This window comes from Achromobacter sp. ACRQX (genome assembly GCF_022346505.1).
Classification (GTDB): Bacteria; Pseudomonadota; Gammaproteobacteria; order Burkholderiales; family Burkholderiaceae_B; genus Achromobacter; species Achromobacter animicus.
Genome location: NZ_JAKRML010000044.1, coordinates 17603 through 40378 on the forward strand (window position 1 = coordinate 17603; position 22776 = coordinate 40378).

General features: G+C 64.9%; 25 protein-coding genes. 21 read left to right on the forward strand and 4 right to left on the reverse strand.

All coding sequences use genetic code 11. The features are described from left to right. Positions 1-15 precede the first annotated feature (15 nt). The 3 genes from MHZ91_RS26775 to MHZ91_RS26785 are packed head-to-tail and all read left to right on the forward strand — an operon-like array spanning position 16 to position 1289. Entirely contained in the window at positions 16-141 is a 126-nt protein-coding gene (locus MHZ91_RS26775; protein ID WP_217467855.1) for a cytochrome oxidase small assembly protein, read from the forward strand. Between the two features lie 11 nt (positions 142-152). Next, a complete protein-coding gene (locus MHZ91_RS26780) occupies positions 153-377 on the forward strand; it encodes a DUF2970 domain-containing protein (RefSeq protein WP_056565538.1) in 225 nt (74 codons plus the stop codon). A 36-nt stretch (positions 378-413) separates the two neighbouring features. Then, positions 414-1289, forward strand: coding sequence for a cytochrome c oxidase subunit 3 (locus tag MHZ91_RS26785; protein ID WP_175123885.1), 876 nt, complete (start codon positions 414-416; stop codon positions 1287-1289). Positions 1290-1453: 164 nt separating this feature from the next. Here the strand turns inward: MHZ91_RS26785 and MHZ91_RS26790 are convergent, their stop codons facing one another. Further along, positions 1454-1654 carry a twin transmembrane helix small protein gene (locus MHZ91_RS26790; RefSeq protein WP_105236947.1) on the reverse strand — a complete coding sequence of 67 codons (201 nt, stop codon included), beginning with the start codon at positions 1652-1654 and terminating at the stop codon, positions 1454-1456. A 36-nt stretch (positions 1655-1690) separates the two neighbouring features. On the opposite strand from MHZ91_RS26790, the gene MHZ91_RS26795 reads away from it, so the two are divergent. The 5 genes from MHZ91_RS26795 to MHZ91_RS26815 all read left to right on the forward strand — a co-directional run bounded on the left by MHZ91_RS26795 (position 1691) and on the right by MHZ91_RS26815 (position 5745). Then, positions 1691-2503 (forward strand): SURF1 family protein, encoded by an 813-nt coding sequence (locus MHZ91_RS26795; RefSeq protein WP_239216430.1) that lies wholly within the window; start codon positions 1691-1693, stop codon positions 2501-2503. A 77-nt stretch (positions 2504-2580) separates the two neighbouring features. After that, positions 2581-3156: a hypothetical protein gene (locus tag MHZ91_RS26800; RefSeq protein ID WP_175123983.1), complete on the forward strand. Its 576-nt coding sequence runs from the start codon at positions 2581-2583 to the stop codon at positions 3154-3156. A 21-nt stretch (positions 3157-3177) separates the two neighbouring features. After that, positions 3178-4215 (forward strand): heme A synthase, encoded by a 1038-nt coding sequence (locus tag MHZ91_RS26805; protein ID WP_239216431.1) that lies wholly within the window; start codon positions 3178-3180, stop codon positions 4213-4215. Positions 4216-4228: 13 nt separating this feature from the next. Then, complete coding sequence (cyoE, locus tag MHZ91_RS26810; protein ID WP_175123882.1) at positions 4229-5122, forward strand: heme o synthase; 894 nt, start codon at positions 4229-4231, stop codon at positions 5120-5122. Positions 5123-5139: 17 nt separating this feature from the next. Next, on the forward strand, positions 5140-5745 hold the full coding sequence (locus MHZ91_RS26815) for an SCO family protein (RefSeq protein WP_239216432.1): 606 nt from the start codon (positions 5140-5142) through the stop codon (positions 5743-5745). Positions 5746-5784: 39 nt separating this feature from the next. Here MHZ91_RS26815 and MHZ91_RS26820 read toward each other — a convergent pair whose 3' ends face one another. Beyond that, on the reverse strand, positions 5785-6003 hold the full coding sequence (locus MHZ91_RS26820) for a DUF3717 domain-containing protein (protein WP_175123880.1): 219 nt from the start codon (positions 6001-6003) through the stop codon (positions 5785-5787). Positions 6004-6136: 133 nt separating this feature from the next. On the opposite strand from MHZ91_RS26820, the gene MHZ91_RS26825 reads away from it, so the two are divergent. The 6 genes from MHZ91_RS26825 (at position 6137) to MHZ91_RS26850 (ending at position 13055) form a co-directional block, all read left to right on the forward strand. Next, positions 6137-6829: a glycine zipper 2TM domain-containing protein gene (locus MHZ91_RS26825; protein ID WP_218342362.1), complete on the forward strand. Its 693-nt coding sequence runs from the start codon at positions 6137-6139 to the stop codon at positions 6827-6829. 44 nt (positions 6830-6873) lie between these two features. Then, positions 6874-7728, forward strand: a complete 855-nt coding sequence (locus tag MHZ91_RS26830) for a PhaM family polyhydroxyalkanoate granule multifunctional regulatory protein (RefSeq protein ID WP_239216433.1) — start codon at positions 6874-6876, stop codon at positions 7726-7728. A gap of 69 nt (positions 7729-7797) precedes the next feature. Continuing rightward, the gene (glmU, locus tag MHZ91_RS26835) at positions 7798-9171 is read left to right on the forward strand and encodes a bifunctional UDP-N-acetylglucosamine diphosphorylase/glucosamine-1-phosphate N-acetyltransferase GlmU (RefSeq protein ID WP_175137078.1); all 1374 of its coding nucleotides are present in this window, start codon (positions 7798-7800) and stop codon (positions 9169-9171) included. Beyond that, a complete protein-coding gene (locus MHZ91_RS26840; RefSeq protein ID WP_370647898.1) occupies positions 9144-10556 on the forward strand; it encodes an MFS transporter in 1413 nt (470 codons plus the stop codon). Before glmU ends, MHZ91_RS26840 begins: the two co-directional genes overlap by 28 nt. A 121-nt stretch (positions 10557-10677) precedes the next feature. Continuing rightward, complete coding sequence (locus MHZ91_RS26845; protein WP_218342359.1) at positions 10678-12000, forward strand: UDP-glucose/GDP-mannose dehydrogenase family protein; 1323 nt, start codon at positions 10678-10680, stop codon at positions 11998-12000. Continuing rightward, complete coding sequence (locus MHZ91_RS26850; protein WP_175123874.1) at positions 11997-13055, forward strand: glycosyltransferase family 4 protein; 1059 nt, start codon at positions 11997-11999, stop codon at positions 13053-13055. The genes MHZ91_RS26845 and MHZ91_RS26850 overlap by 4 nt, the downstream gene beginning before the upstream one ends. 60 nt (positions 13056-13115) lie before the next feature. Here the strand turns inward: MHZ91_RS26850 and MHZ91_RS26855 are convergent, their stop codons facing one another. Then, complete coding sequence (locus tag MHZ91_RS26855) at positions 13116-13604, reverse strand: Lrp/AsnC family transcriptional regulator (protein WP_175123873.1); 489 nt, start codon at positions 13602-13604, stop codon at positions 13116-13118. 150 nt (positions 13605-13754) lie between these two features. On the opposite strand from MHZ91_RS26855, the gene glmS reads away from it, so the two are divergent. The 5 genes from glmS (at position 13755) to MHZ91_RS26880 (ending at position 21188) form a co-directional block, all read left to right on the forward strand. Beyond that, positions 13755-15587 (forward strand): glutamine--fructose-6-phosphate transaminase (isomerizing), encoded by a 1833-nt coding sequence (glmS, locus tag MHZ91_RS26860; protein ID WP_191576302.1) that lies wholly within the window; start codon positions 13755-13757, stop codon positions 15585-15587. 320 nt (positions 15588-15907) lie between these two features. Continuing rightward, positions 15908-16408 carry a sigma-70 family RNA polymerase sigma factor gene (locus MHZ91_RS26865; protein ID WP_239216436.1) on the forward strand — a complete coding sequence of 167 codons (501 nt, stop codon included), beginning with the start codon at positions 15908-15910 and terminating at the stop codon, positions 16406-16408. Then, positions 16405-17349, forward strand: coding sequence for a DUF4880 domain-containing protein (locus tag MHZ91_RS26870; protein ID WP_218342357.1), 945 nt, complete (start codon positions 16405-16407; stop codon positions 17347-17349). The genes MHZ91_RS26865 and MHZ91_RS26870 overlap by 4 nt, the downstream gene beginning before the upstream one ends. Positions 17350-17430: 81 nt before the next feature. Next, complete coding sequence (locus MHZ91_RS26875) at positions 17431-19794, forward strand: TonB-dependent siderophore receptor (RefSeq protein WP_239216438.1); 2364 nt, start codon at positions 17431-17433, stop codon at positions 19792-19794. A gap of 296 nt (positions 19795-20090) precedes the next feature. Next, entirely contained in the window at positions 20091-21188 is a 1098-nt protein-coding gene (locus MHZ91_RS26880) for a type VI immunity family protein (RefSeq protein WP_239216439.1), read from the forward strand. A 177-nt stretch (positions 21189-21365) separates the two neighbouring features. On the opposite strand, the gene MHZ91_RS28430 is transcribed toward MHZ91_RS26880, so the two are convergent. After that, the gene (locus tag MHZ91_RS28430; RefSeq protein ID WP_370647899.1) at positions 21366-21617 is read right to left on the reverse strand and encodes a M15 family metallopeptidase; all 252 of its coding nucleotides are present in this window, start codon (positions 21615-21617) and stop codon (positions 21366-21368) included. A 103-nt stretch (positions 21618-21720) separates the two neighbouring features. Between MHZ91_RS28430 and MHZ91_RS26885 the strand changes: the two genes are divergently transcribed. Both MHZ91_RS26885 and MHZ91_RS26890 read left to right on the forward strand, forming a co-directional pair. Further along, a complete protein-coding gene (locus tag MHZ91_RS26885) occupies positions 21721-22425 on the forward strand; it encodes a hydrolase (protein ID WP_175123867.1) in 705 nt (234 codons plus the stop codon). A 68-nt stretch (positions 22426-22493) separates the two neighbouring features. Beyond that, positions 22494-22776: MFS transporter (locus tag MHZ91_RS26890; RefSeq protein WP_239216440.1), on the forward strand; the 283-nt coding region annotated here is incomplete at its 3' end.

The following is a 22776-nucleotide window of genomic DNA, read 5'->3' on the forward strand; positions in this document are numbered from 1 at the left end:
CCAGGTAGCACAGCAATGACACCCGAGCAGCGCCGCCGTAACAAGATCGCAGGACTGGTTCTTCTGGTTTTCGTCGTTGCCGTGTTTGCCTGGACGGTGATCCGCGGTTCGGCCTTGCTGACCGGCAAGGCCGTCGGCTAGGAGCCGGGGCCATGAGCGACGACCTTCGCGAAACGTCTCAGCGCAAGCTGAGTTTCCTTCAGACGATGAAGGCGGTGGCGTGGGGGTTCTTCGGCGTGCGCAAGGGCGCGGGCTACCGTGAGGACAGCGCCAAGCTCAATCCGGTCCACGTCATCGTGGCCGGACTGCTGGCAGCGGCAATCTTTGTGACTGTGCTGGTTTTAATTGTTCGTTGGGCCGTTTCCAGCCTGACTTGAATTACCTAAATCTAAATCTGTACCAGGGAGAAAGCCATGAGTGCAAGCCACTCGGTTCAAGGTAAAGAGGCACCGTACTACTTTGTCCCCGCCGACTCGGGCCATCCCGTGCGCATGGCCGTGGCACTGCTCTTCATGGGCCTGGGAGCCGCGGCCTGGGTCAACGGCGCGGACTGGGGCAAGTGGTCCGTGCTGGTGGGGTTCATCGGCGTGGTCATCGTCATGTATTACTGGTTCGGCGATGCCATCCACGAGTCCGAGACCGGGCTGAACAGCAAGCGCATCGACGGTTCGTACCGCTGGAGCATGAGCTGGTTCATCTTCTCCGAGGTCATGTTCTTTGCGGCGTTCTTTGGCGCGCTCTGGTACACGCGCACGATCACGACGCCGTGGCTGGGCGACATCGACCACCGCCTGATGCTGTGGCCGGATTTCCAGGCCGCGTGGCCGAACTTCGGTCCTGCTGGCGTGGTGGAACCGTTCCAGACCGTGGGTCCCTTCTGGCTGCCCACGATCAACACGGCCCTGCTGCTGAGCTCCGGCGTCACGCTGACCATCGCCCACCATGCGCTGCGTGAAAACCACCGCGGCAAGGCGAAGTTCTGGCTGGCGGCCACCGTCATCCTGGGCTTCGTGTTCGTGGCCTGTCAGGCGTTTGAGTACATCCATGCCTACCAGGACCTGAACCTCAAGTTCAACTCGGGCGCGTACGGGTCGCTGTTCTACATGCTGACCGGCTTTCACGGGTTCCACGTGATCCTGGGCGCCACGATGCTCACCGTCATCCTGATCCGCCTGATCCGCGGGCATTTCACGCCGGACCATCACTTCGGGTTCGAAGGCGCGGCCTGGTACTGGCACTTTGTCGACGTGGTGTGGCTGGGCCTGTACCTGTTCGTGTACTGGTTCTGACGTCGTGGTTCTGATCGCGGCCGGCGGCGCCGGCTGCGGTTGCAGCACGGGAAAGCGCGAAGGGATGGCTGGGCGGCAAGCCGGCATCCATCGCGCTTTCAGGCTATTTGGAGGCGCGCGCCGGCAATGCGGTGCAGGACCCGGGGAACCGGGACCCGTGCAGCCTATCTAAAACCGGTGCTTTCGATCCAGCCCATGTGATGGGCGAACAGCACGAACAGGAACAGGGCGACCGACAGGCCGATGCGGACCGTCAGCGCGTTGACCGTGCGGTTGGTGGTACCTTTGTCCCGCATCAGGTAGACCAGGGCGGATGCCAGACTGGCCAGTATCCCGATGAAGGCCAGAACGACGAAAACGCGCATTGTGGTCTCCCGACTATTCAGATTCAGCAACGACAGATGTCCCGACCGCATTCCACCCGCTACACGGTAGCCGCCTTATTGCTGCTTGGCCTGGCCGTGATGGTCCTGGTGTCGCTGGGGCAATGGCAGTTGCGCCGCAGCGATGAGCGACGCGCCATTCTGGCCTCGATCGAAGCGGGCCGCAAGCAAGCGCCGCTGGCGTTGACGCCGTCAACGCCGCTCGCCGACATGACGCCCTGGCGCGTGGCGCAAGCAAGCGGCACGTGGCTGCCGCAATTCAGTGTACTGCTGGACAATCGCAACCATGAAGGCCGGCCGGGCTACTGGCTGGCCACGCCGCTGCTGCTGGACGCGGCCACGAACCGCGCGGTGCTGGTGCTGCGGGGCTGGCTGCCGCGCGTCATCCAGGGCCAGGGCGAGCCGCAACTGCCCGCCACGCCCGAGGGCGTGCAGACCGTGCAGGGCGAGCTGTCGGTGCGTGTGCCGCGCATGTTCGAGCTGTGGTCGCTGAGCGGCGCGGAAGCCTCCACCCTGCCCGCGGCGCTGCCGGTGGCGGGCGGCACGGTGCCGCAGGTGCAGAACCTGCCGCTGGACGCCTATGCCCGCGCGACCGGACTGAATTTTTTGCCCACGGTGCTGAGCCAAGGCGGCCAGGCCGATGATGGCCTGGTGCGCGACTGGCCCCAGCCCTCTGTCGATTTCCAGCAGAACACGTCGTACGCGGTACAGTGGTTCGCTTTTGGCGCAATTGCCGCCATTGCATGGCTGGTGGTGCTGGGGGGCGCCATCCGCCGCTCACGCCAGCGCGTGGACCAGCAGGCCCAGGCGCGCATGCGTGCACGCAGATGACCAACGCTAATCCAGGATAAAAAGTGGCTCGCGACATTCCAACCAACAAGCCCGCAGTCAAGCGTTCGTTGACGCCCATGGTGCTGGTGTTCCTGTGCTCGCTGGCGCCCATCGTCGCGGCGTTCGTGGTCTACCTGAACCCGCAGTGGTGGCCCACCGATTCCAGCAATTACGGTACGCTGCTGTCGCCCCAACGGCCCATGCCCGCGGCGTCCGAACTGCGTCTGACCACGCTGGACGGCAAGCCCTTCGATCTGGAAAGCCTGAAGGGCAAATGGCTGCTGGTGGCCGCCGACGGCGCGGCCTGCCCCGAAAGCTGCGCGCGCAAGCTGTTCATCACGCGCAACAGCCACGCCAGCCAGGGCAAGAACGTGGACCGCCTGGCGCGCGTCTGGTTCATCACGGATGACGCGGTGGTGCCGGACAAGGTGCTGGAGGCCTACAAGGGTACGGTGATGGTGCGCGTGGATCCGGATCAGCTGGCGCGGTTCCTCCTGGCGCGCGACACGGCCGCCGGCCAGCCCGGCCTGCAGGATCCGATCTGGGTGATCGATCCGCTGGGCAACCTGATGATGCAGTATCCCGCCGAGGCGGATGGCGTGCGGGTGCGCAAGGACATCAGCAAGCTCGTCTATAACTCGCGCATTGGTTGAATGTAGGTTTTTGATTTGAATATGGAACGCATCAAAGCGCGTTATCGCAAGCTCGTCTTCTTTACCTGGTTCCTGACGCTGGACCTCATTATGTTCGGCGCCTTCGTGCGCCTGACGGATTCCGGCCTGGGCTGTCCGGATTGGCCCGGCTGCTACGGCAGCGTCACGCCGATCGGCGCGATGGGCGACATCCACGAGGCCTCGCAGGCCATGCCCTTCGGGCCGGTGACGTTGTCCAAGGCCTGGATCGAGATGATCCACCGCTATGTCGGCGCCATCCTGGGCATGCTCATCATCGGCATCGTCTACATGGCGTGGCGCTATCGCCGCGAACTGGGCCGTTCGCCCGCGCTGGCCATCATGACGCTGGTCGCCGTGTGCGTGCAGGGTGCGTTCGGCGCCTGGACCGTGACCCACAAGCTCATGCCCGCTGTCGTGACGGCCCATCTGGTCTTTGGCCTGTCGGTGCTGGCGCTGATGACCTGGCTGTCTTCGCGCGAGCGTCCGCATCTCCCGGTGAGCGCGCAGGCCGTGCGCTGGAAACCGTGGGTGGCGGTCGGATTCGGACTTCTGCTGGTGCAGGTCACCTTGGGCGGCTGGGTCAGCACCAACTATGCGGCGCTCGCCTGCATGGACTTTCCCACCTGCCACGGGGTGTGGGTGCCGGAAATGGACTTCCACGGCGGCTATTCCGTCATCCGGGGCCTGGGCGAGCTGCCTTCCGGCGAAATGATCTCGCAGCCCGCGCTGACGGCGATTCACTGGGTGCACCGCAATTTCGCTTTCGTGGTGTTCGTCTACCTGGGCATCCTGGCGTGGCGGCTGCGCGCCGCCGAGCCCGGCCTGCGCGGCCCGGCCACGCTGATGCTGGCCCTGTTGGCCGCGCAGCTCTTCACGGGACTGACCACCATCTTCTTCCAGTGGCCGCTGCTGATCGCCGTGCTGCACAATGGGGGCGCTGCGGGCCTGACGCTGGCGGCGGTGGTTTTGATGGTGCGGCTGGCGTCGGCCGGCCGCGAGCCGGTGGGGCGGTACGACCCCAATTTGGTGCGCGTTTAAAATGAGGTCCACTATGACCAGTCTTGCCGCTCCTCAATCCGGATTGCTCCGCCAGTACCTCGTTCTCACCAAGCCGCGCGTTACGCAGCTGGCGGTGTTTTGCGCCGTGATCGGCATGTTCCTCGCGGCGCCCGGCATTCCCGACATGCGCCGTGTGCTGTTCGGCACGATCGGCATCTGGCTGCTGGCCGCTGCCGCGTTCGCCATCAACTGTCTGATCGAACAGGAAGTCGACGCCCGCATGCTGCGCACCGCGCGCCGGGCCACGGCGCGCGGCACCATTTCGGCATTCCAGGTGCTGAGCCTGTCGGGCCTGTTGGGCGGCGCGGGCATGTTCGTGCTCTACAACATGGTCAACCCGCTGACCATGTGGCTGACGTTCGCCACGTTCGTGGGCTACGCCATCATCTACACCATCATCCTCAAGCCGCGCACGCCGCAGAACATCGTGATCGGCGGCCTGTCGGGCGCAATGCCGCCCGCGCTGGGCTGGGCCGCCGTTGCGGACTCGGTGCCGGCCGAGGCCTGGGTGCTGGTCCTCATCATCTTCATCTGGACCCCGCCGCACTTCTGGGCGCTGGCGCTCTATCGCAATCACGATTACGCCAAGGCCGGCCTGCCCATGCTGCCGGTGACGCACGGCAACCAGTTCACCCGGCTGCACATCCTGTTGTATAGCCTGGCCCTGATGGCGACCACGCTGTTGCCCTACGCCATCCGCATGAGCGGCGAACTCTATCTGCTGTCCGCCCTGGTGCTGGGCGGCATGTTCGTGTCCTACGCCTGGCGCCTGTACCGCGCGTACAGCGACGAGCTGGCCCGCAGCATGTTCCGTTTTTCCATTCTCTACCTGGCGCTGCTGTTTGGCGCGCTGCTGGTGGACCACTGGGTCGGCCTGTTGCGCTGATCCCCTGGAGGTTGTTGATGTCCGTGTTTTCCGCCAGCCGCCGGCTGGCCCTGCGACTGGGCGCAGCTGCCGCCGTCGCCGCCGCCCTGGCTGCCTGCGGCGAAAGCAAACCCGTGTTCAAGGGCAGCGACATCAGCGGCACGCAGTTGGGCCGCGCCATGGAACTGCCCGATCACAACGGCAAGATGCGCCAGCTGTCGGACTTTTCCGGCAAGGTCGTGGTCGTGTTCTTCGGTTTCACGCAGTGTCCAGACGTGTGCCCCACGTCGCTGGCCGAACTGAGCGAAGTCATGAAAAAGCTGGGTCCGGACGCCGATCGCGTGCAGGTGCTGCTGATTTCGGTGGACCCTGAGCGCGATACGCCCGAGGTGCTCAAGCAGTACGTCACGGCGTTTGATCCGCGGTTCCTGGGGCTGACCGGCACGCCGGACCAGGTGAAGAAGGCGGCGGCGTCGTTCAAGGCCTATTACGCCAAGGCGCCCACCAAGGACGGCAACTACACGATGGACCACACGGCCGCGTTCTACCTGCTGGACGGCAAGGGCGAGTCGCGCGTGCTGGTCAACAACAATGTCGGGGTTGACGCCCTGACGCATGACATCCAGGCGCTGCTCAAGGGATAACGGCGGGGTCGATTGCGGCGGAACTGGCCGCCAGCCTGCTCAGACCTTTGCAGCCGCCCAGGCCGCCAGCGCCGCGCGCGCTTTATCGCCGAGTTCGGCGGCGGCGATTTCGCGTTGATGGCTGATGATCATCAGCGCGTAAGGGGTGGCCAGCGCGGCCGCCTCGGGGCACAGGCGAGACTCTTCTCCCACTGATGGCGACGTGTTGCGCCAGTAGTTGATTGCCTGTTCCAGTTGGGTCAGCGTGATCGAATCCATGGGGCCTATTGTCCACGAATGCCCCACCCTGTCCACCCTCCATCTGCCCTGCAATGAAGGGTCACCATCGCAACATGCCGAAACTGCGCGCGGGTGCTATACCACTGCCGGTTAGTTACGATGGAGCATCGTCATGAATACCTCGACCTCTTCCGCGTCGCCGCGCCGCGGCTTGCATCCGCTGCTTGCCGCCGCGGCGATCGCCGTCATCGTCATGTGTTCGGTAGGCGTCGCTGCCGTGCTGGGCTGGCTGCCGTCGCCGTCCGCCAATCCGCACGCGGAGGCCGCCGTGGCCGAGGCCGGACCCGAGGACGCCAACCTGGCGCCGGCGCCGGCCGCTGAACCGCCCACCGCCGCGAATACCGCACCGCCGGGCGCGGGCAGGCCCGCCGGCCAGATGCATCAGGCGCAGCAATCGCAGCCATCGCAACCCGCCCAGCCCCAGCGTGCGGCCGCAGCGCCGGCGCAGCAGGCCTGCGCGACCTGCGGCGTGGTCCAGACCATCCGCCAGGTGCAGGTGCCCACCAAGGACGACAGCAACCATCTGGTCGGGACCATCGCGGGCGGCGTGGCCGGCGGCGTTGTGGGTAATCAGTTTGGCGGAGGCAACGGGAAGACGGCGCTGACGGTGCTGGGCGCGGTCGGCGGTGCTTTGGCAGGCCGTGAAGTTGAGCGTAATATCAGACAGCAACAAACAGTGACGCACTATGAACTCACAGTGCGCATGAATGATGGCAGCACCCGCCAGTTCCGCAGCGCGCAGCCGTTCGCGTTCGCGTCCGGCGACCACGTGCGCGTGGAGAACAATCAACTGCTGCCCGGGTGACCCCGGCCGCCGGCAGCAAGCACCCGACTATGGAGACACCTGGAATGAGCGACCAATACAACAACCCGTTCGTCCTGCCCGGCATGGGCCAGAGCTCTGATCTGTCGGGCAACCCGCTGCTGGCCAGCATGGAGATGATGCGTCAGGCGTGGGCCGGGTTGACCGGTCCCGGCGGTCTTGCCAGCAGCCTGCCCATGGCCCCGCCGATGAATTTGGAAGACCTGGACCGCCGCATCGCCGAGCTTCGCTCGGTGGAAAACTGGCTGCGCATGAATCTCAGCATGCTCTCGAGCACCATCCAGGGCATGGAAGTGCAGCGCTCCACCATCAGCACCTTGCGCGCCTTCGTGGACAGCGCATCGCGTATGGACATGGGCGCAAGCCAGGACGGCGCCGCGGCGTCGCCGCTGGAAGTTGCGCTGGGGTTGAAGCCGGCGCCAAAAACGGCGGGGTCTGCCAGTGCCGCTTCTGCGCAGTCCAGCAATGCGACCCCTGCAAGTGAAAAGGAAAACGGCGCCGCGCAGTCGGGTGCTCAACCGGAAGGCGCAGGCGCATCGGCCGGGAGCGGACCGGAATCGGCCGCCGCCATGAGCGAACAGATGGGCGCCGCGGCGCAGTCAGCGTCCAAGGCGTGGTGGGACCTGCTGCAGCAGCAGTTCAATCAGATCGCAGCGGCTACCGCTGCATCCATGCCGGCCGGCGCAACGGGCGCAGCAGGCGCGCCGGACGCCGCAAAGTCCAAGTCCAAATCCGACTCCGAGGCCCCCAAGGCGTCGGCCCAGCCGGACGCCAAGACCGGAAAGCCGCCCGCCAAACCCGCCGCCGCGCGCAAGCCGGCCGCCGCCAAGCGCACGGCCAAGACCGCCAAGAAAAATGGGCCTGCCGACGGCAAGCCCTGAACCCATCCTTCAATCGACACGCGGGTAGGCCGCAAGGCCGCCCGCCCGTCTCTCAACCTACTGGAACCTATGCTTAATGTTGTGATTCTTGCCGCCGGACTGGGTAAACGCATGCAGTCCGACCTTCCCAAAGTGCTGCACACGCTGGCCGGCAAACCCATGCTGTCGCACGTGCTGGACAGCGCGCGCCAACTGAAGCCCGCGCGCATCATCGTGGTGGTCGGCCATGGCGCTGAACGCGTCAAGCAGGCGTTTGAAGGCCAGCCGGACCTGCACTTCGTGCTGCAGCAACCGCAACAGGGCACGGGTCACGCCGTGCAACAGGCCGTGCCGCTGCTGCTGGAAGGCGACGGCAAGGACGACGTCACGCTGGTGCTCTACGGCGACGTGCCGCTGGTGCAGCCCGAAACGCTGCAGCGTTTGCTGGACGCGCGCGGCCAGGGCGCCGCCGTGCTGACCGAAGTGCTGGCCGATTCCACCGGCTACGGCCGCATCGTGCGCGACGCCAACGGCAACGTGTGCCGCATCGTCGAACACAAGGACGCATCCGACGCCGAGCGCGAAATCAAGGAAGTGAACACCGGCATTCTCAGCGCGCCCACCGCGAAGCTGAAGAACTGGCTGACCCGCATCGACAACAACAACGCCCAGGGCGAGTACTACCTGACCGACGTGGTCGGGCTGGCCGTGGTCGACGACGTGCCCGTGGGGGCGGCCCAGCCGGGCGCCGGCTGGGAAACGCTGGGCGTGAACAGCCGTGTGCAGCAGGCCGAACTGGAGCGCCGCTGGCAGGCCGAGCAGGCCCGCCGCCAGCTCGAAGCCGGCGTCACGCTGGCCGACCCGGCGCGCTTTGACGTGCGTGGCACGCTCACCTGCGGCCGCGATGTGTTCATCGACGTGGGCTGCGTGTTCGAAGGCCAGGTCTCGCTGGCCGACGGCGTGCGCGTGGGCCCGCATTGCGTGCTGCGTGATGTCAGCGTCGGTGCGGGCACGCAGATCGAAGCCTTCAGCCACCTGCAGCAGGCCGAAGTCGGCCGCGATGCGCGCGTGGGTCCTTATGCCCGCCTGCGTCCCGGCGCCGAGCTGGGCGATCGCAGCCACGTCGGCAACTTTGTCGAGATCAAGAAAAGCGTGCTGGGCGCTGACAGCAAGGCGAACCATCTTGCCTACATCGGCGATGCGGACATCGGCGCGCGCGTGAACGTGGGTGCGGGCACCATCACCTGCAACTACGACGGCGTGAACAAGCACCGCACCGTCATCGAAGACGACGCTTTCATCGGCTCTGACACGCAGCTCGTCGCGCCCGTGCGCGTGGGCCGCGGCGCCACGCTGGGCGCCGGCACCACCCTCACGCGCGACGCACCGGCCGACAAGCTGACGGTGTCGCGTCCCAAGCAGGTCACCGTCGACGGATGGCAGCGCCCGGTCAAGAAGTCGTGACGCAGGAACAGGAAGCGGCCGCGGGCGGCGGGACCAAGCCCGCGCCGCCCGACGGCCTGCCGGCGCCGCGCCGGTACTGGGCGGCGGCCACCGTGATGACAGGCATTAGCCTGTCGGTGCTGGACACCACCATCGCCAACGTGGCGCTGCCCACGATCGCCAAGGATCTGAACGCGCTGCCCGCGCAGGCGGTCTGGATCGTCAACGCCTACAACCTGGCCGTCGTGATGGCGCTCTTGCCGCTGTCCGCGCTGGCCGAGCGCATCGGCTTTCGCCGCATGTTCACGTTCGGACTGGTGCTGTTCACACTGGCCTCGCTGGGCTGCGCGCTGGCCGGCACGCTGTGGCAATTGACCGCCGCGCGCGTGTTCCAGGGGCTGGGCGCCGCCACGCTCATGTGCATGTTTGGCGGGCTGGTGCGCAACATCTATCCGCTCAAGATGCTGGGGCGGGGCATCAGCATCAACGCCACCACGGTGGCGGTGATGTCGGTGCTGGGCCCCACCATCGGCTCGGCGATTCTGTCCGTGGCGCCGTGGCCGTGGATCTTTGCCGTCAACCTGCCGATCTGCGCGCTTGCCATGTTTGGCCTGCGCCATCTGCCCGAAGTGCCGCGCAACGATGTGAAGCTGGACTGGATCAGCGCGCTGCTCTGCATGGCGACGCTGGGCGTGTTCATCTCCGGCGTGGACATGATGGGCGAGGATCTGCTGCGCGGCATCGGTCTGGTCGCGATTTCAGCGGTGGCGGGTATTGTGCTGGTGCGCCGCGCCAGCCAGCAGACCGCGCCGCTGGTGCCGGTGGACCTGCTGCGCATCCGGCCGCTGGCGTTCGCGGTGGGCGCGTCGGCGTGCACCTTCGCCGCGCAGATGGCCTCGTATGTGTCGCTGCCGTTCTACTTCCAGCAGGTGCTTGGCCGGCCGTATCTGGAAGTGGGCATGCTGATGGGCGCGTGGCCGGTCGGCACGGCCATCATCGCGCCGCTGGCTGGACGCCTCTCCGACCGCTATTCCGCCGCCACACTCAGTGGCATTGGCGCGGCCACGATGGTCGCGGGCATGCTTTGGCTGGCGCTCCTGCCGTCCACGGTGTCGAACTGGCCGGTCATCGCCGGCATGTTCGTGGCGGGCGTGGGCTTCGGTTTCTTCCAGACGCCGAACAACCGCGCGCTGCTCTCTGCCGCGCCCCGGCTGCGCAGCGGCGCGGCGGGCGGCTTGCAGGCCACCACCCGGGTTTTCGGGCAGAGCTTCGGCACCGCGCTGGTGGCCATTGCCTTCAGTGTCAGCGCGGCCCACGGGCCGGGACTGGCGCTTGTGCTGGGCACGGTGTGCGCGGCGCTGGCCGTGGTGGTCAACACCGTCCGCTTCAACAAGCTGCGGACTTAGCAGCCGCTGGCGCCGGCTTGAACCCGCTCGGACCCTCGGGCGCGGGCCGCTTCTATAATGGCGGCCGGCGCCCGGTTTCACTTTCCGGGCGCAAAGATTACCTATTTGAAGGCGCACAGGCATGAAAATCACGGTCGTGGGTACCGGTTACGTAGGATTGGTGTCGGGAGCGTGCCTGGCCGACATGGGCAACGATGTCATGTGCCTGGACGTGGACGCGGCCAAGATCGCGCTTCTGCGCCAGGGCGGCATTCCCATTTACGAGCCGGGTCTCGAAGACTTGGTGCGCCGCAACGTGCAGGCCGGCCGGCTGCATTTCACTGATGACGTCGCCCAGAGCGTGGCGTTTGGCGACGTCCAGTTCATCGCCGTGGGCACCCCGCCCGGCGAAGACGGTTCCGCGGACCTCAAGTACGTGCTGGCCGCCGCGCAGAATATCGCCCGCCACATGACCTCGCGCAAGCTGATCGTGGACAAGTCCACGGTGCCCGTCGGCACGGCCGACAAGGTGCGCGCCGTGGTCGCCAAGGAACTGGCCGAGCGCGGCGTGGACCTGCCGTTCACGGTGGCGTCCAATCCGGAATTCCTGAAGGAAGGCGCGGCCATCAACGACTTCATGAGCCCCGACCGCGTCATCGTCGGCGCCGACGACGACTACACGATCGGCGTCATGCGCCGCATCTACGAGCCCTTCCAGCGCACGCACGACCGCCTGATGGTGATGGACGTGCGCTCCGCCGAACTGACCAAATACGCCGCCAACGCCATGCTGGCCACGCGCATCTCGTTCATGAACGAGATGGCGAACCTGGCCGAAGTCCTGGGCGCCGACGTCGAACAGGTGCGCCGCGGCATCGGCGCCGATCCGCGCATCGGCTATCACTTCCTGTATCCCGGCGCGGGCTACGGCGGCTCGTGCTTTCCGAAGGACGTGCAGGCGCTGGTCAACACGGCGTCCGAGCACGGCCTGCCGATGCGCGTCATCGAAGCCGCCGAAGCCGCGAACCACGCGCAGAAATTCCGCCTGTCCGAGAAACTGGTCGAACGCTTCGGCGAAGACCTGCGCGGCCGCAAGATTGCGTTGTGGGGCCTGTCCTTCAAGCCCAACACCGACGACATGCGCGAGGCGCCCAGCCTGACCGTCATCGCCGAACTCACGCGCCGCGGCGCCGAGGTGCGCGCCTACGATCCGGTGGCCATGCACGAAGCCGGCCGCGCGCTGGCTGGCCATCAGGGCGTCAGCTTCGCCACCGACATGTACGACGCGCTGGACGGCGCCGACGCTCTGCTCATCGCCACCGAATGGAAGGTCTTCCGCGCGCCCGACTTCGATCGCGTCAAGGCCCTGCTCAAGACGCCGCTCATCATCGACGGCCGCAACCTGTACACGCCGGCCGACGTGCGCGGCCTGGGCTTCGAGTATTCAGGCATCGGCCGCGCATGAAGATCCTGCAACTGAACTTCGAGAAAGGCTGGCGCGGCGGCGAGCGCCAGACGCTGTATTGCATGCGCGCGTTCCGCAAGGCCGGGCATGACGTCGAAGTGATGTGCCGCGAAGGCGCGCCGCTGGCCGAGCGCGCCCGCCAGGAAGGATTCGTCGCCCACACCGTGCGCAACGTGCCCGGACAGCTCGCGTTTCTGGCCGGCGCCGGCCGCTACGACATCATCCACGCGCAGACCGCCAACACCATCACGTGGGCCGTGCTGACCAAATGGCTGCACCGCCGGCCGGTCGTGTTCTCGCGCCGCACGTCGTTCGTCGTCAAGCCGGGCGACGAATGGAAGACCGGGTACAAGTGGCGCCACACGGATCTGTTTGTGGCCATCAGCGAGATGGCCGCCGGCGAGCCGCGCCGACTGGGCATCGAGCCCGTCATCATCCGCAGCGCCGTTGAACCGCATCAGATCAACACCGAGAACGTCGCCAACCTGGTGCGCGAGTTCGACCTTGAGGGCAAGAAGGTCATGGCGACCTCCGCCGCCCTCATCCGCGACAAGGACCCCGTTACGCTGGTGCGCGCTGTCGGCGAACTGGCCAAGACGCGCCGCGACTTCGTCTTCCTGCATTTCGGCGCCGGCGGCGACCGCGAACAGCAGGCCAAGGACGAGGCCCGCAAGCTCGGCATCGAAGACGTCTACCGCTTTGCCGGCTTTAGAAAGGGCGTGGAAGACTTCTACAGCATCCTCGACGTCTTCGTCATGAGCTCCGAGGAAGAAGCGCTGGGCAGCAGTGTGCTCGACGCCTTCCTGCAACGTGTGCCCGTTGTTTCCACCGACGCCGGCGGCTTGAAGGAAAGCCTGGCCGACGGCCGCGGCGTGCTATGCGCCGTGGGCGATCATCAGGCCATGGCGGCCGGCATGGCGCGCTGCCTGGATGATGCGGCGTTCCGGCACGAGGTCACCGAACGTGCGTATGAGTACGTGCGCAATGAGCACGACGTGCAGAAGATGGGGAACCGGTATCTGGCGCAGTTTGAGCGGTTGGTGGGGCGGAAGTAGGCCGCTTCATCTGCCGCGTTTCCCTGCGGCTGTTCGATAGCCGCACCTCACGCCGGCACTTCACCCCCGCACATCAATCCGCGTCTCGAACTTGGCGCGATGCACCGAGAAAAACGTGCGCACGTTGCGCACGTTGGCCTGCGCGGTGAAGGCGCGGTGCACCAGCGCGTGATACGCCGGCATGTCCTTCACCTGCGCGATCACCACAAAATCCGGACCGGGCGACACCCGGTAGCACTGCAGCACCGCCGGCTCCGTCAGCATGCTTTGCTCGAACGCGTCCAGGCTTTCCGCGGCCTGCACGTCCAACGTGATCTCCACAATCGCCGTCAGCGTGCTGCCCAGCTTCTCGGCCGACAGGATGGCCACCTGCCGGTCGATCACCCCTTCTTCCACCAATCGCCGCACCCGCCGCAGGCAGGTCGGGGGCGATGCGTGCACCCGCGCGGCCAGATCCTGGTTGGTCAGCGAGCTGTCTTCTTGTAACTGTTCAAGAATGCGCCGGTCCAGATCATCCAGTTCAGGCAGGGGAATGGACGTGTTTTGCATGATTAATTCAAAATGTCGATTCTGACGAAAGATAATTTAATCACATTTGTGTAAGGGAATTAACTGCCAAATTGTCGAACATAAAGAAATCAAATTTCTTTAAGGGTCGCGCACAATGCGTCGGTACTGAACTTACCCGGAGTCACTCCTATGTGCGGCATTGTTGGCGCCGTCGCCCAGCGCGACATCACCCCGATCCTCGTTGAAGGCCTGAAGCGCCTGGAATACCGCGGCTATGACTCCTGCGGCGTCGCTGTCTACGCCGACGGCCATCTGCGCCGCACGCGCAGCACGCAGCGCGTGGCCGAGCTGGCCGACCAGGTTGCGCAGGACAAGATCCAAGGCTTCACCGGCATCGCCCACACCCGCTGGGCCACGCACGGCGTGCCCGCCACGCACAACGCCCACCCGCACTTTTCGCACCTGGGCAACGACGAGCCGCGCATCGCGCTCGTTCACAACGGCATCATTGAAAACCACGACGAACTGCGCGCCGAGCTGCAAGCCGTCGGCTACGTCTTCGAAAGCCAGACCGACACCGAGGTCATCGCACACCTGGTGAATCACCTGTACTCGGGCGACCTCTTCGAAACGGTGCAGAACGCCGTTCGCCGCCTGCATGGCGCGTATGCGATTGCCGTGTTCTGCCGCGACGAACCGCACCGTGTGGTCGGCGCGCGTCAAGGCTCGCCGCTGGTGGTGGGCGTGGGCCAGAACGAGAACTTCCTTGCGTCCGACGCGCTGGCGCTGGCCGGCACGACCGACCAGATCATCTACCTGGAAGACGGCGACGTCGTCGACCTGCAGCTCTCGCGCGTCTGGATTGTGGATGCCGCCGGCAAGAACGTCGATCGCGAAGTGCACACCGTGCACGTGCACACGGGCGCCGCCGAGCTGGGCCCCTATCGCCACTACATGCAGAAGGAAATCTTCGAGCAGCCGCGCGCGGTCGGCGACACCCTGCAGGACATCGAGTCCATCACGCCCGAACTCTTTGGCGACGAGGCCTACAAGATCTTCAAGGAAGTCGATTCCCTGCTGATCCTGGCCTGCGGCACCAGCTACTACGCCGGCCTGACCGCCAAGTACTGGATCGAATCCATCGCCAAGATCCCGGTCAACGTCGAAATCGCCAGCGAATACCGCTACCGCGACAGCGTGCCGAACCCGCGCTCGCTGGTCGTGACGATCTCGCAGTCCGGCGAAACCGCCGACACGCTGGCCGCGCTGAAGCACGCCCGCTCCCTGGGCATGGAAAACACGCTGACCATCTGCAACGTGTCCACCAGCGCCATGGTGCGCGAGTGCAAGCTGTCGTACATCACGCGCGCCGGCGTCGAAATCGGCGTGGCCTCGACCAAGGCCTTCACCACCCAGCTCACCGCGCTGTTCCTCTTGACGCTGGCGCTGGCGCAGACGCGCGGCAAGCTCACGGAAGAGCAGGAAGCCGAGCACCTGAAGGCCCTGCGCCACCTGCCGTCCGCCATCGGTTCGGTGCTGGCGCTGGAACCGCAGATCATGGCCTGGGCCGATCGTTTCGCCTCCAAGGAAAACGCCCTGTTCCTGGGCCGCGGCATGCACTACCCGATCGCGCTGGAAGGCGCGCTCAAGCTCAAGGAAATCAGCTACATCCACGCCGAAGCCTACCCGGCCGGTGAGCTCAAGCACGGTCCGCTGGCGCTGGTCACCGAGCACATGCCGGTCGTCACCATCGCGCCCAAGGACGAGCTGCTGGAAAAGCTGAAGTCCAACATGCAGGAAGTGCGTGCGCGTGGCGGCGAGTTGTATGTGTTTGCCGACGCCGACAGCAAGATCCAGAGCGCCGAAGGCATGCATGTGATTCGTATGCCGGAACACTATGGCAAGCTGTCGCCTATTCTGCATACGGTGCCGCTGCAGTTGCTGTCGTATCACACGGCATGCGCGCGGGGGACGGATGTGGATAAGCCGCGGAACCTGGCTAAGAGCGTGACGGTGGAGTGATGCGGTAGCGCAGCGCTTATCCAAACGTGAACAGGGCCGCGAATACGCGGCCCTGTTCACATTTGGCACGTGGATCTGCTCAGCATGAAAACGACAAATAAAGTCGGTCGCGCGTGCCTCACGATTGCTTTGCCTAACTACGTGCGGCATCGTCGACGCCAACCTCGACTACATGCATCCCCATCTCACGCGAGCGTTTGCTGAGATTGCCGAGTCGTACCGTGGCGGGGAGTTTCGCAGGAACAGGGGGTGGGACTGGAAACAGCGGCGCGCCCTATGCGATAATTGATAACGATTCCTATTTGTTTATAGCGCAGCCCGTGGCCTCGACACGCGATAGCCGTTTTTCCACCATTTATAAGAATGACCACCCGTGGCTGGAGCGGCGGCTGCGCAATGGCCTGCGCAACCGCGAGGACGCGGAGGACGTGGCGGGCGAGACGTTTACGCAGTTGCTTTGCCTGCCGGCGTTGGAGCAGCTAAACGAGCCGCGGGCCATGCTGGTCACGATCGCCCGGCGAATTACGTGGCGGCTGTGGCGGCGGCGCGAGCTGGAGCAGGCCTGGCTGGAGACGTTGCGGTTGCAGCCGGAGCCGCTGGAGCCGTCGGCCGAGGAGCGGGTGCAGACCCTGCAAGCCTTGCAGGCGCTGGATGTGGCGCTCGAGGGGCTGTCTGCCAAAGCCAGGATGGCGTTTCTGTATAGCCAGCTCGATGGGATGACGCATGTGGAAATTGCGGCGCGGCTGAAGGTATCGCCGACCATGGTGCGCAAGTACATCGTGCAGGCCTTGAACCGTTGCTGCGAGGTGTTTTGGGTATGACGGCCTTGGATGCGCGCACCCGCGAGGCGGCGATCGAGTGGCAGGTCTGTTTGTCCAGCGGGCAGGCCAGCGATGCAGACCGCGCGGCGTTTGAACGATGGCTGGCGGAGAGCCCGGGCCATGGCGCGGCGTGGCAGCGGCTGAACGCAGCGCTCAATGGTACGTTGCATGCGCTGCGGCCAGGGCTGCTGGCCGACGGCGATGCGCTGCGGCGTTCGCTGGTGGGGCCGCAGCTGGCGCAGCGTCGGCGGCTGGGGAAGCTGGCGCTGGCGGGCGGGGCGCTGCTGCTGGGAGCGGGCGTGGCGGACCGCTATGTGCCGTTGCAATCTCTGGCGGCGGGCTATGTCACCCGCACCGGTGAGCGCCGGCGGGTGGCTTTGCCGGACGGCAACACCATGGAGCTGGATGCGCGCAGCGCGGCGTCGTGGGAGGGGCCGCACGTGGTACGCGTGTCGGCCGGGGCGGCGATTTTTGAGTTGGGGGGCAGCCAGGAGTTGCAGCTGCGGCTGCCGCAAGGCGAGGTCAGGCTTGCCCAGGGGCGCGTCATGGTGCGCTGCGCTGCCGGGCGCAGTTTCTGCCTGGCATTGAGCGGGACCGCCGTGGTGACCACGCTAGCAGGCGTGCGCCAGCCCCTGGCACCGGGGCAGAGCGTGTGGTTCGATGCGCGGCAGGTGGATGCGGTGCAGAACGGCCAGGCACACGCCGCCGCTTGGCAGAACGGTGAGTTGGAAGTCCATGACGAGCCCCTGCAAACCGTGGTGGATGCGCTGGCCCGTTACCGGGCGGGCTGGCTGCGGATGTCGCCGCAGGCGGCGCGGCTGCGCGTGACGGGGCTGTTTCCGCTGGACGATGGCGACCGGGCGCTCGAGGCGCTGAGGAATACCTTGCCGATCCGAATGCAGCGGGTGAGCCGCTGGTACGTGATGATCGATCTGGCCTGACTATTTCACGCGCCGGGTGTTTTTTTGATGGTGCCGATGCACATACAGGGAACGCGTACTCACGCAACCACGGAGTGATCCATGCTTTCCCTGAGGTTTCCGGCCGCCTGCGTCATCGCAGCCGCCGCCTGCACCGCCCATGCCCAGGCGCTGCGCCAATACGATTTGCCTGCGGGCCGGCTGGATGTGACGCTGACCCAGATCGCGCGCATCGCGGGCGCGGTGATCTCGTTTCGGGCGGATCTTGTGGCGGGCAAGTCCGCGCCGGCCGTCTCTGGCCGGATGTCCTTAGAAGAAGCCACCGCTCGCGCCCTGGCCGGAAGTGGGCTGGAGCTGCGGCGTACGCCGGACGGCAGCCTGTCGGTAGCCCCGGCTAACACGACGACGCTGGCGCCGGTGTCGGTGGAAGCGGACACGCTGGGCGTGACGGAAGGCACCCATTCCTACACCACGACGGTCATGTCCACGGCGTCCAAGTTCGCGCTGTCTCCGCGCGAGACGCCGCAGTCGGTCAGCGTGGTGACGCGCCAGCAGATCGAGGACCGGGGGTTTCAGTCGCTGGACGATGTGGCGCGCGACACGACCGGGCTGACCACGCGCCAGATCGGCGGCGGGGAACGCACGCAGTTCTTCTCTCGCGGGTTCGAGATCAGTTCGTTCCTGGCTGATGGGGTGCCGCTGGGCTACGACTACGACACGCAGGGCGTGGCGACGTTGGCTATGTACGATCACGTCGAGGTGCTGCGCGGCGCGGCCGGGATGATGACGGGGGCCGGCAATCCCTCGGGCACGATCAACCTGGTGCGCAAGCGCGCCACGGCGGTGCCGCAGTTCTCGGTGACGGCGAGCGCCGGCAGTTGGGACAATTACCGGGGCGAAGTCGACGGCTCGGGCCCGCTGAACGAGGCCGGCACACTGCGCGCCCGGGGGGTGGTGGCGTATCAGGATTCCAATACCTTCAAGAAGGCCTACGAGCACCAGCGCCAGCTCTTCTACGGCACCATCGAAGCCGATCTCACGGCAAACACGACGCTCAGCGTCGGCGGCTACTACAACCGCGAGGACAACCCGGGCGCGGACTGGAATGGGCTGCCCACGCGCCGAGACGGCAGCTTCTACGACTTCAATCGCTCGATCCGCTTGTCGCCGGACTGGGCCTATTGGAACAAGGAAAACACCAGCTTCTTCGCCGAGCTCGACCACCGTTTCGAGAACGGCTGGTCCGGCAAGCTCACCGCCCGCACGTTGCGCGCCAGGATGAACATGCTGGGCAGTTATCTGTACCCGCTGGAAGACTCGACGTTCTTCGGGCAGGGCCTGGGCCAGTATGCCTATGACAAAACCCAGTACAGCGTGGACGGCTACCTGAGCGGCCCCTTCTCGCTGCTCGGGCGCACGCATGAATTGGTGTTGGGCGGCAGCTTCCTGAAGAACAAGGACGACGACGGCCCCGGCGGGTGGCCGTTGGACTACAACATGACGGTCGACCCGGAACACTGGAACTCCAGCGCCGTGGAGAAACCCGCGTTCGTCTACCCCTGGTCGCGCAAGGGATACCAGCGCCAGATGAGCGGCTACGCCACCACCCGCCTGAGCCTTGCCGACCCGCTGACGCTAATGCTGGGCGCTCGGCTGGACTGGTATGAGTACGACATGACGCTGAAGTCCGGCGACTACGTCAGCCCGCCTGCGGACTATAAGGTCAAGCACGAGCTGACACCCTACGCGGGCCTGATCTACGACCTGGACCGCCACCATTCCGTCTACACCAGCTGGACCAGCGTGTTCCAGCCGCAGAGCAGCCAGTCAACCAGCGGCGCGCCGCTGGACCCGGTCATCGGCACCAATCTGGAGGCCGGAATCAAGGGGGCGTATTACGACGGACGGCTCAACGCCAGCGCGGCGGTGTTCCAGATCCGACAGCGCAACCGACCGGTCGCGCTGGCCACGTCCGCGTGCAGCCCGGGGGTGATCGAATGCTATGCGCCGTCGGGCAAGGTGCAAAGCCGGGGGGTGGAGTTTGAAGTGGCGGGCGCAATCACGCCGGGCTGGCAGGTGGCTGCCGGCTATACGTACAACCAGTCCAAGTACCTGGAGGATTCGGGCAGCCTCCGTGCGGGCGCGCCCTACGACACGCAGACTCCGCGTCATCTGTTCAAGCTCTCGACCATGTACACATTGCCGGGCGCGCTGAATGCGTGGCGGGTGGGGGGGGCGGTACGTGTGCAAAGCGCGATCAGTGTGCCCGCGTATAACGTGCGCCAGCCGGGGTATAGCGTGTGGGATGCGGTGGTGGCGTATCGGGCCTCACAAAATCTGGATCTGCGCCTGAACGTCTATAACCTGTTCGACAAGTATTACTACCAGGCGATCGGCAGCACCCAGGACAACAACCACTTCGGCGCGCCGCGGTCGTTCTTGCTGACGGCGAAGTACACGTTTTAAGTGTGGCGCAACGTGCGCCTGTACCTCGCCAACATTCGCAGCCATCGACACGCGGGCCGTTTGCGACCGACTTTATTTTCAGTTTTTAAAGCGCGTGAATAAAGTTCGCTTTCGAGGAATAAAAATCGCTTGAGACAAGTGCTCTTTAAGCCAGCGCTTCCATGCAGAATAGGTCGCCCAGTGCGGCCTATTTTTCATTCACTTCTTGAATCGCCCCGGACATTGCGGAGGCTCCAACTCTTGAGAGAATGTGAGCCATGAGCCGCGGCCATCCCCGCCGTATCCTGAGACGACCTATGACAGCTTTTCATCCCGACATGAGCCGCGAGGCGTTTGCCGCAGCACTTCGCGAGAACGCGCAGGCGCAGCAGTTCCCCGGGGCGATGCTCATGCCTAAGAGCCGCCACGACTATGTGGGCGCCGTCATCGCCATTACAGGCACTTTATATTTCGAAGGCGGCTATACACAGCTTAAGCGGGAGGCAATCGCACAGTGTTTTGACGATTACCTGGCGCACGCGGGCGATGCCCTCACATGGCTGTGGCGTGGCGAGCCCCCGTCAGGCCCGCCGTGCATGCCCTACGTCAAGAGTCCGACAATCCGCGATTTTTTCGCAACGCTCGACGAAGACGAGAAGCTTGACCTGCAGTACACGAGTGGCACCAAGCGCGAGGATGCCGGCCCGTATTCCTTTTATGTCAATGCCGCACCGGCTTGGGCCGCCAAAAAAACAGGCCGTCTGGATGTGTTGCGGTTCGCGTTGCCCTTTGTTGATATTGTCGAGCAACCCAAAGCCTTTCAAACCTTGTTCGTAGAATTCGCTGCGAGGCTGCAAGCATTGCATGGCCATGGCGGTTTTGGTTTTGTGCTGTCCCCGTCGGAATGGAACAGTAATCAGCCCACCGAAGCCTTCGCGTCGGAGCAGGCCCGCGGCGTTGATGTGGGGACGCCAGTTTTCTCCGCCATGGTGCTCAAGCCCGACAGGTTCAAGACAGTGTCTTGGCTGACCGCAATCAATCGTGACATGGTGGCGCAGGCAGGCGGCTTGCACACGTTGCGCTCGGAATTGCCGCCAGACTGGTTCGCCTTCTATGACTACGGCGCTGGCATCGTCATTCAGGCTGGCAACGAACCCGGCCTTGCTGCGACGGCTATCGACCCTAAGCCTCCACAGTACGCGCTACCTAACGCAGCGCTCAAATCGCTGCGCAGTGCTGTGTTCGGGTTACACCTGGCGGCCAGTGCCGCCGGCGAACCGCGGCTGACCGGACCAAAAGGCGAAGCGTGGGTTGAGCGCTTCGATGTATCTGACGAAAAGCTGCTCGATGTAAAAGCACGACTGCTTGATACGCCTCGGCTAGATACAACTCACACGCTGGACGACCGACTGTAGCGCAGCGGGGGGCGAACGCCCTGCGCCGATGACCGATCAGTTCGTCACTGAAGGAATTTTGTAGGTGCCATTCTGCACCGCGAGCTGTGCGCGAGCGGGGTCATATTCCCAGTGCCATGGCTCAGCGTTGACAGTACGTACGAAGCCAAATGCAGGTGCATGTTGTTTGAGCCACTCTTATGTTTCATTGCCGTCCGCTGCTCTAACGGAGATATCGAGGGCAATCCCATTCTGATGGTTCGAATTGCCGGGTTTTGCGGCGAGGTTAATCCCTGGAAGCCGCTTCTGAAATCCATCCCATAGCATCTTCTGCTCTGGATAGGACCGGAATCCGCTGTCGATTGCAAGCTTTATGCCGGCGGCTGCCGCACCGTCTGCAAAGATCCTTCGTTGCTCACCATCGTTCCATAAAAAGAACGATGAAGTCAAAAATCGCCATCTACCGCCGTATTGTCCCGAAGAATATAGTTCTGTTCATCGCAGCAACGCGCTGCAAGCAACACCCCAAACCTACTTCTTCAAGGACACTGACATGACCAACGCCACCGCCAAGCTCGAAGTGCTGACCCCTGAAAACAGCCAGATCATCTTCATCGATCACCAACCGCAAATGGCCTTCGGCGTGCAGTCGATCGACCGCCAGACGCTCAAGAACAACGTCGTGGGTCTGGCCAAGGGCGCCAAGGCGTTCGACATTCCGACCATCATCACCACCGTCGAAACCGAGTCGTTCTCCGGCTATACCTACCCCGAACTGCTCGATGTCTTCCCGGAAAAGAAAGTGCTGGAACGCACGTCGATGAACTCCTGGGATGACCAGAAGGTGCGCGACCAGCTCGCCGCCAATGGCCGCAAGAAGGTGATCGTCGCCGGACTGTGGACCGAAGTCTGCAACACCACCTTTGCGCTGTGCGCCATGCTGGAAGGCGAGTACGAGATCTACATGGTTTCCGACGCGTCGGGCGGCACGTCGAAGGAAGCGCACGACATGGCCATGCAACGCATGATCCAGGCCGGCGTGGTGCCGGTGACGTGGCAGCAAGTGCTGCTGGAATGGCAGCGCGATTGGGCACGCCGCGATTCGTACGATGCCGTGATGGAAATCGTCAAGGAACACTCGGGCGCGTACGGCATGGGCGTGGACTACGCCTACACGATGGTGCACAAGGCCGCGCAACGTACGCAGACGAAGCATGAGGCGATCGCGCCTGTCGCTGCGCCGGTTATCGCTCGCTAAATCCCCAGGCCCGCGGCCGATGCCGCGGGCTTTTTTTCTCGTATTGACCGGCAGCCCCGGAGCCTCCCATGACGACCGCCGACATCCGCCCCGCCGACGCCCAGCCGTCCTCGCCTTTCGCCTATTCCGCCTTCTCCGTGATCTGGGTTGCCACCGTGCTGTCCAACATCGGTACCTGGATGCATGACGTGGGCGCGGGATGGCTCATGACGTCGCTGTCGCCGTCGCCGATGTTCGTGGCGCTGGTGCAGACGGCGGGCGCGCTGCCGGTCTTCCTGCTGTCGCTCCTGGCCGGCGCGCTGGCCGACACGATGGACCGCCGCAAGCTGTTGCTGATGGTGCAGATCGCGA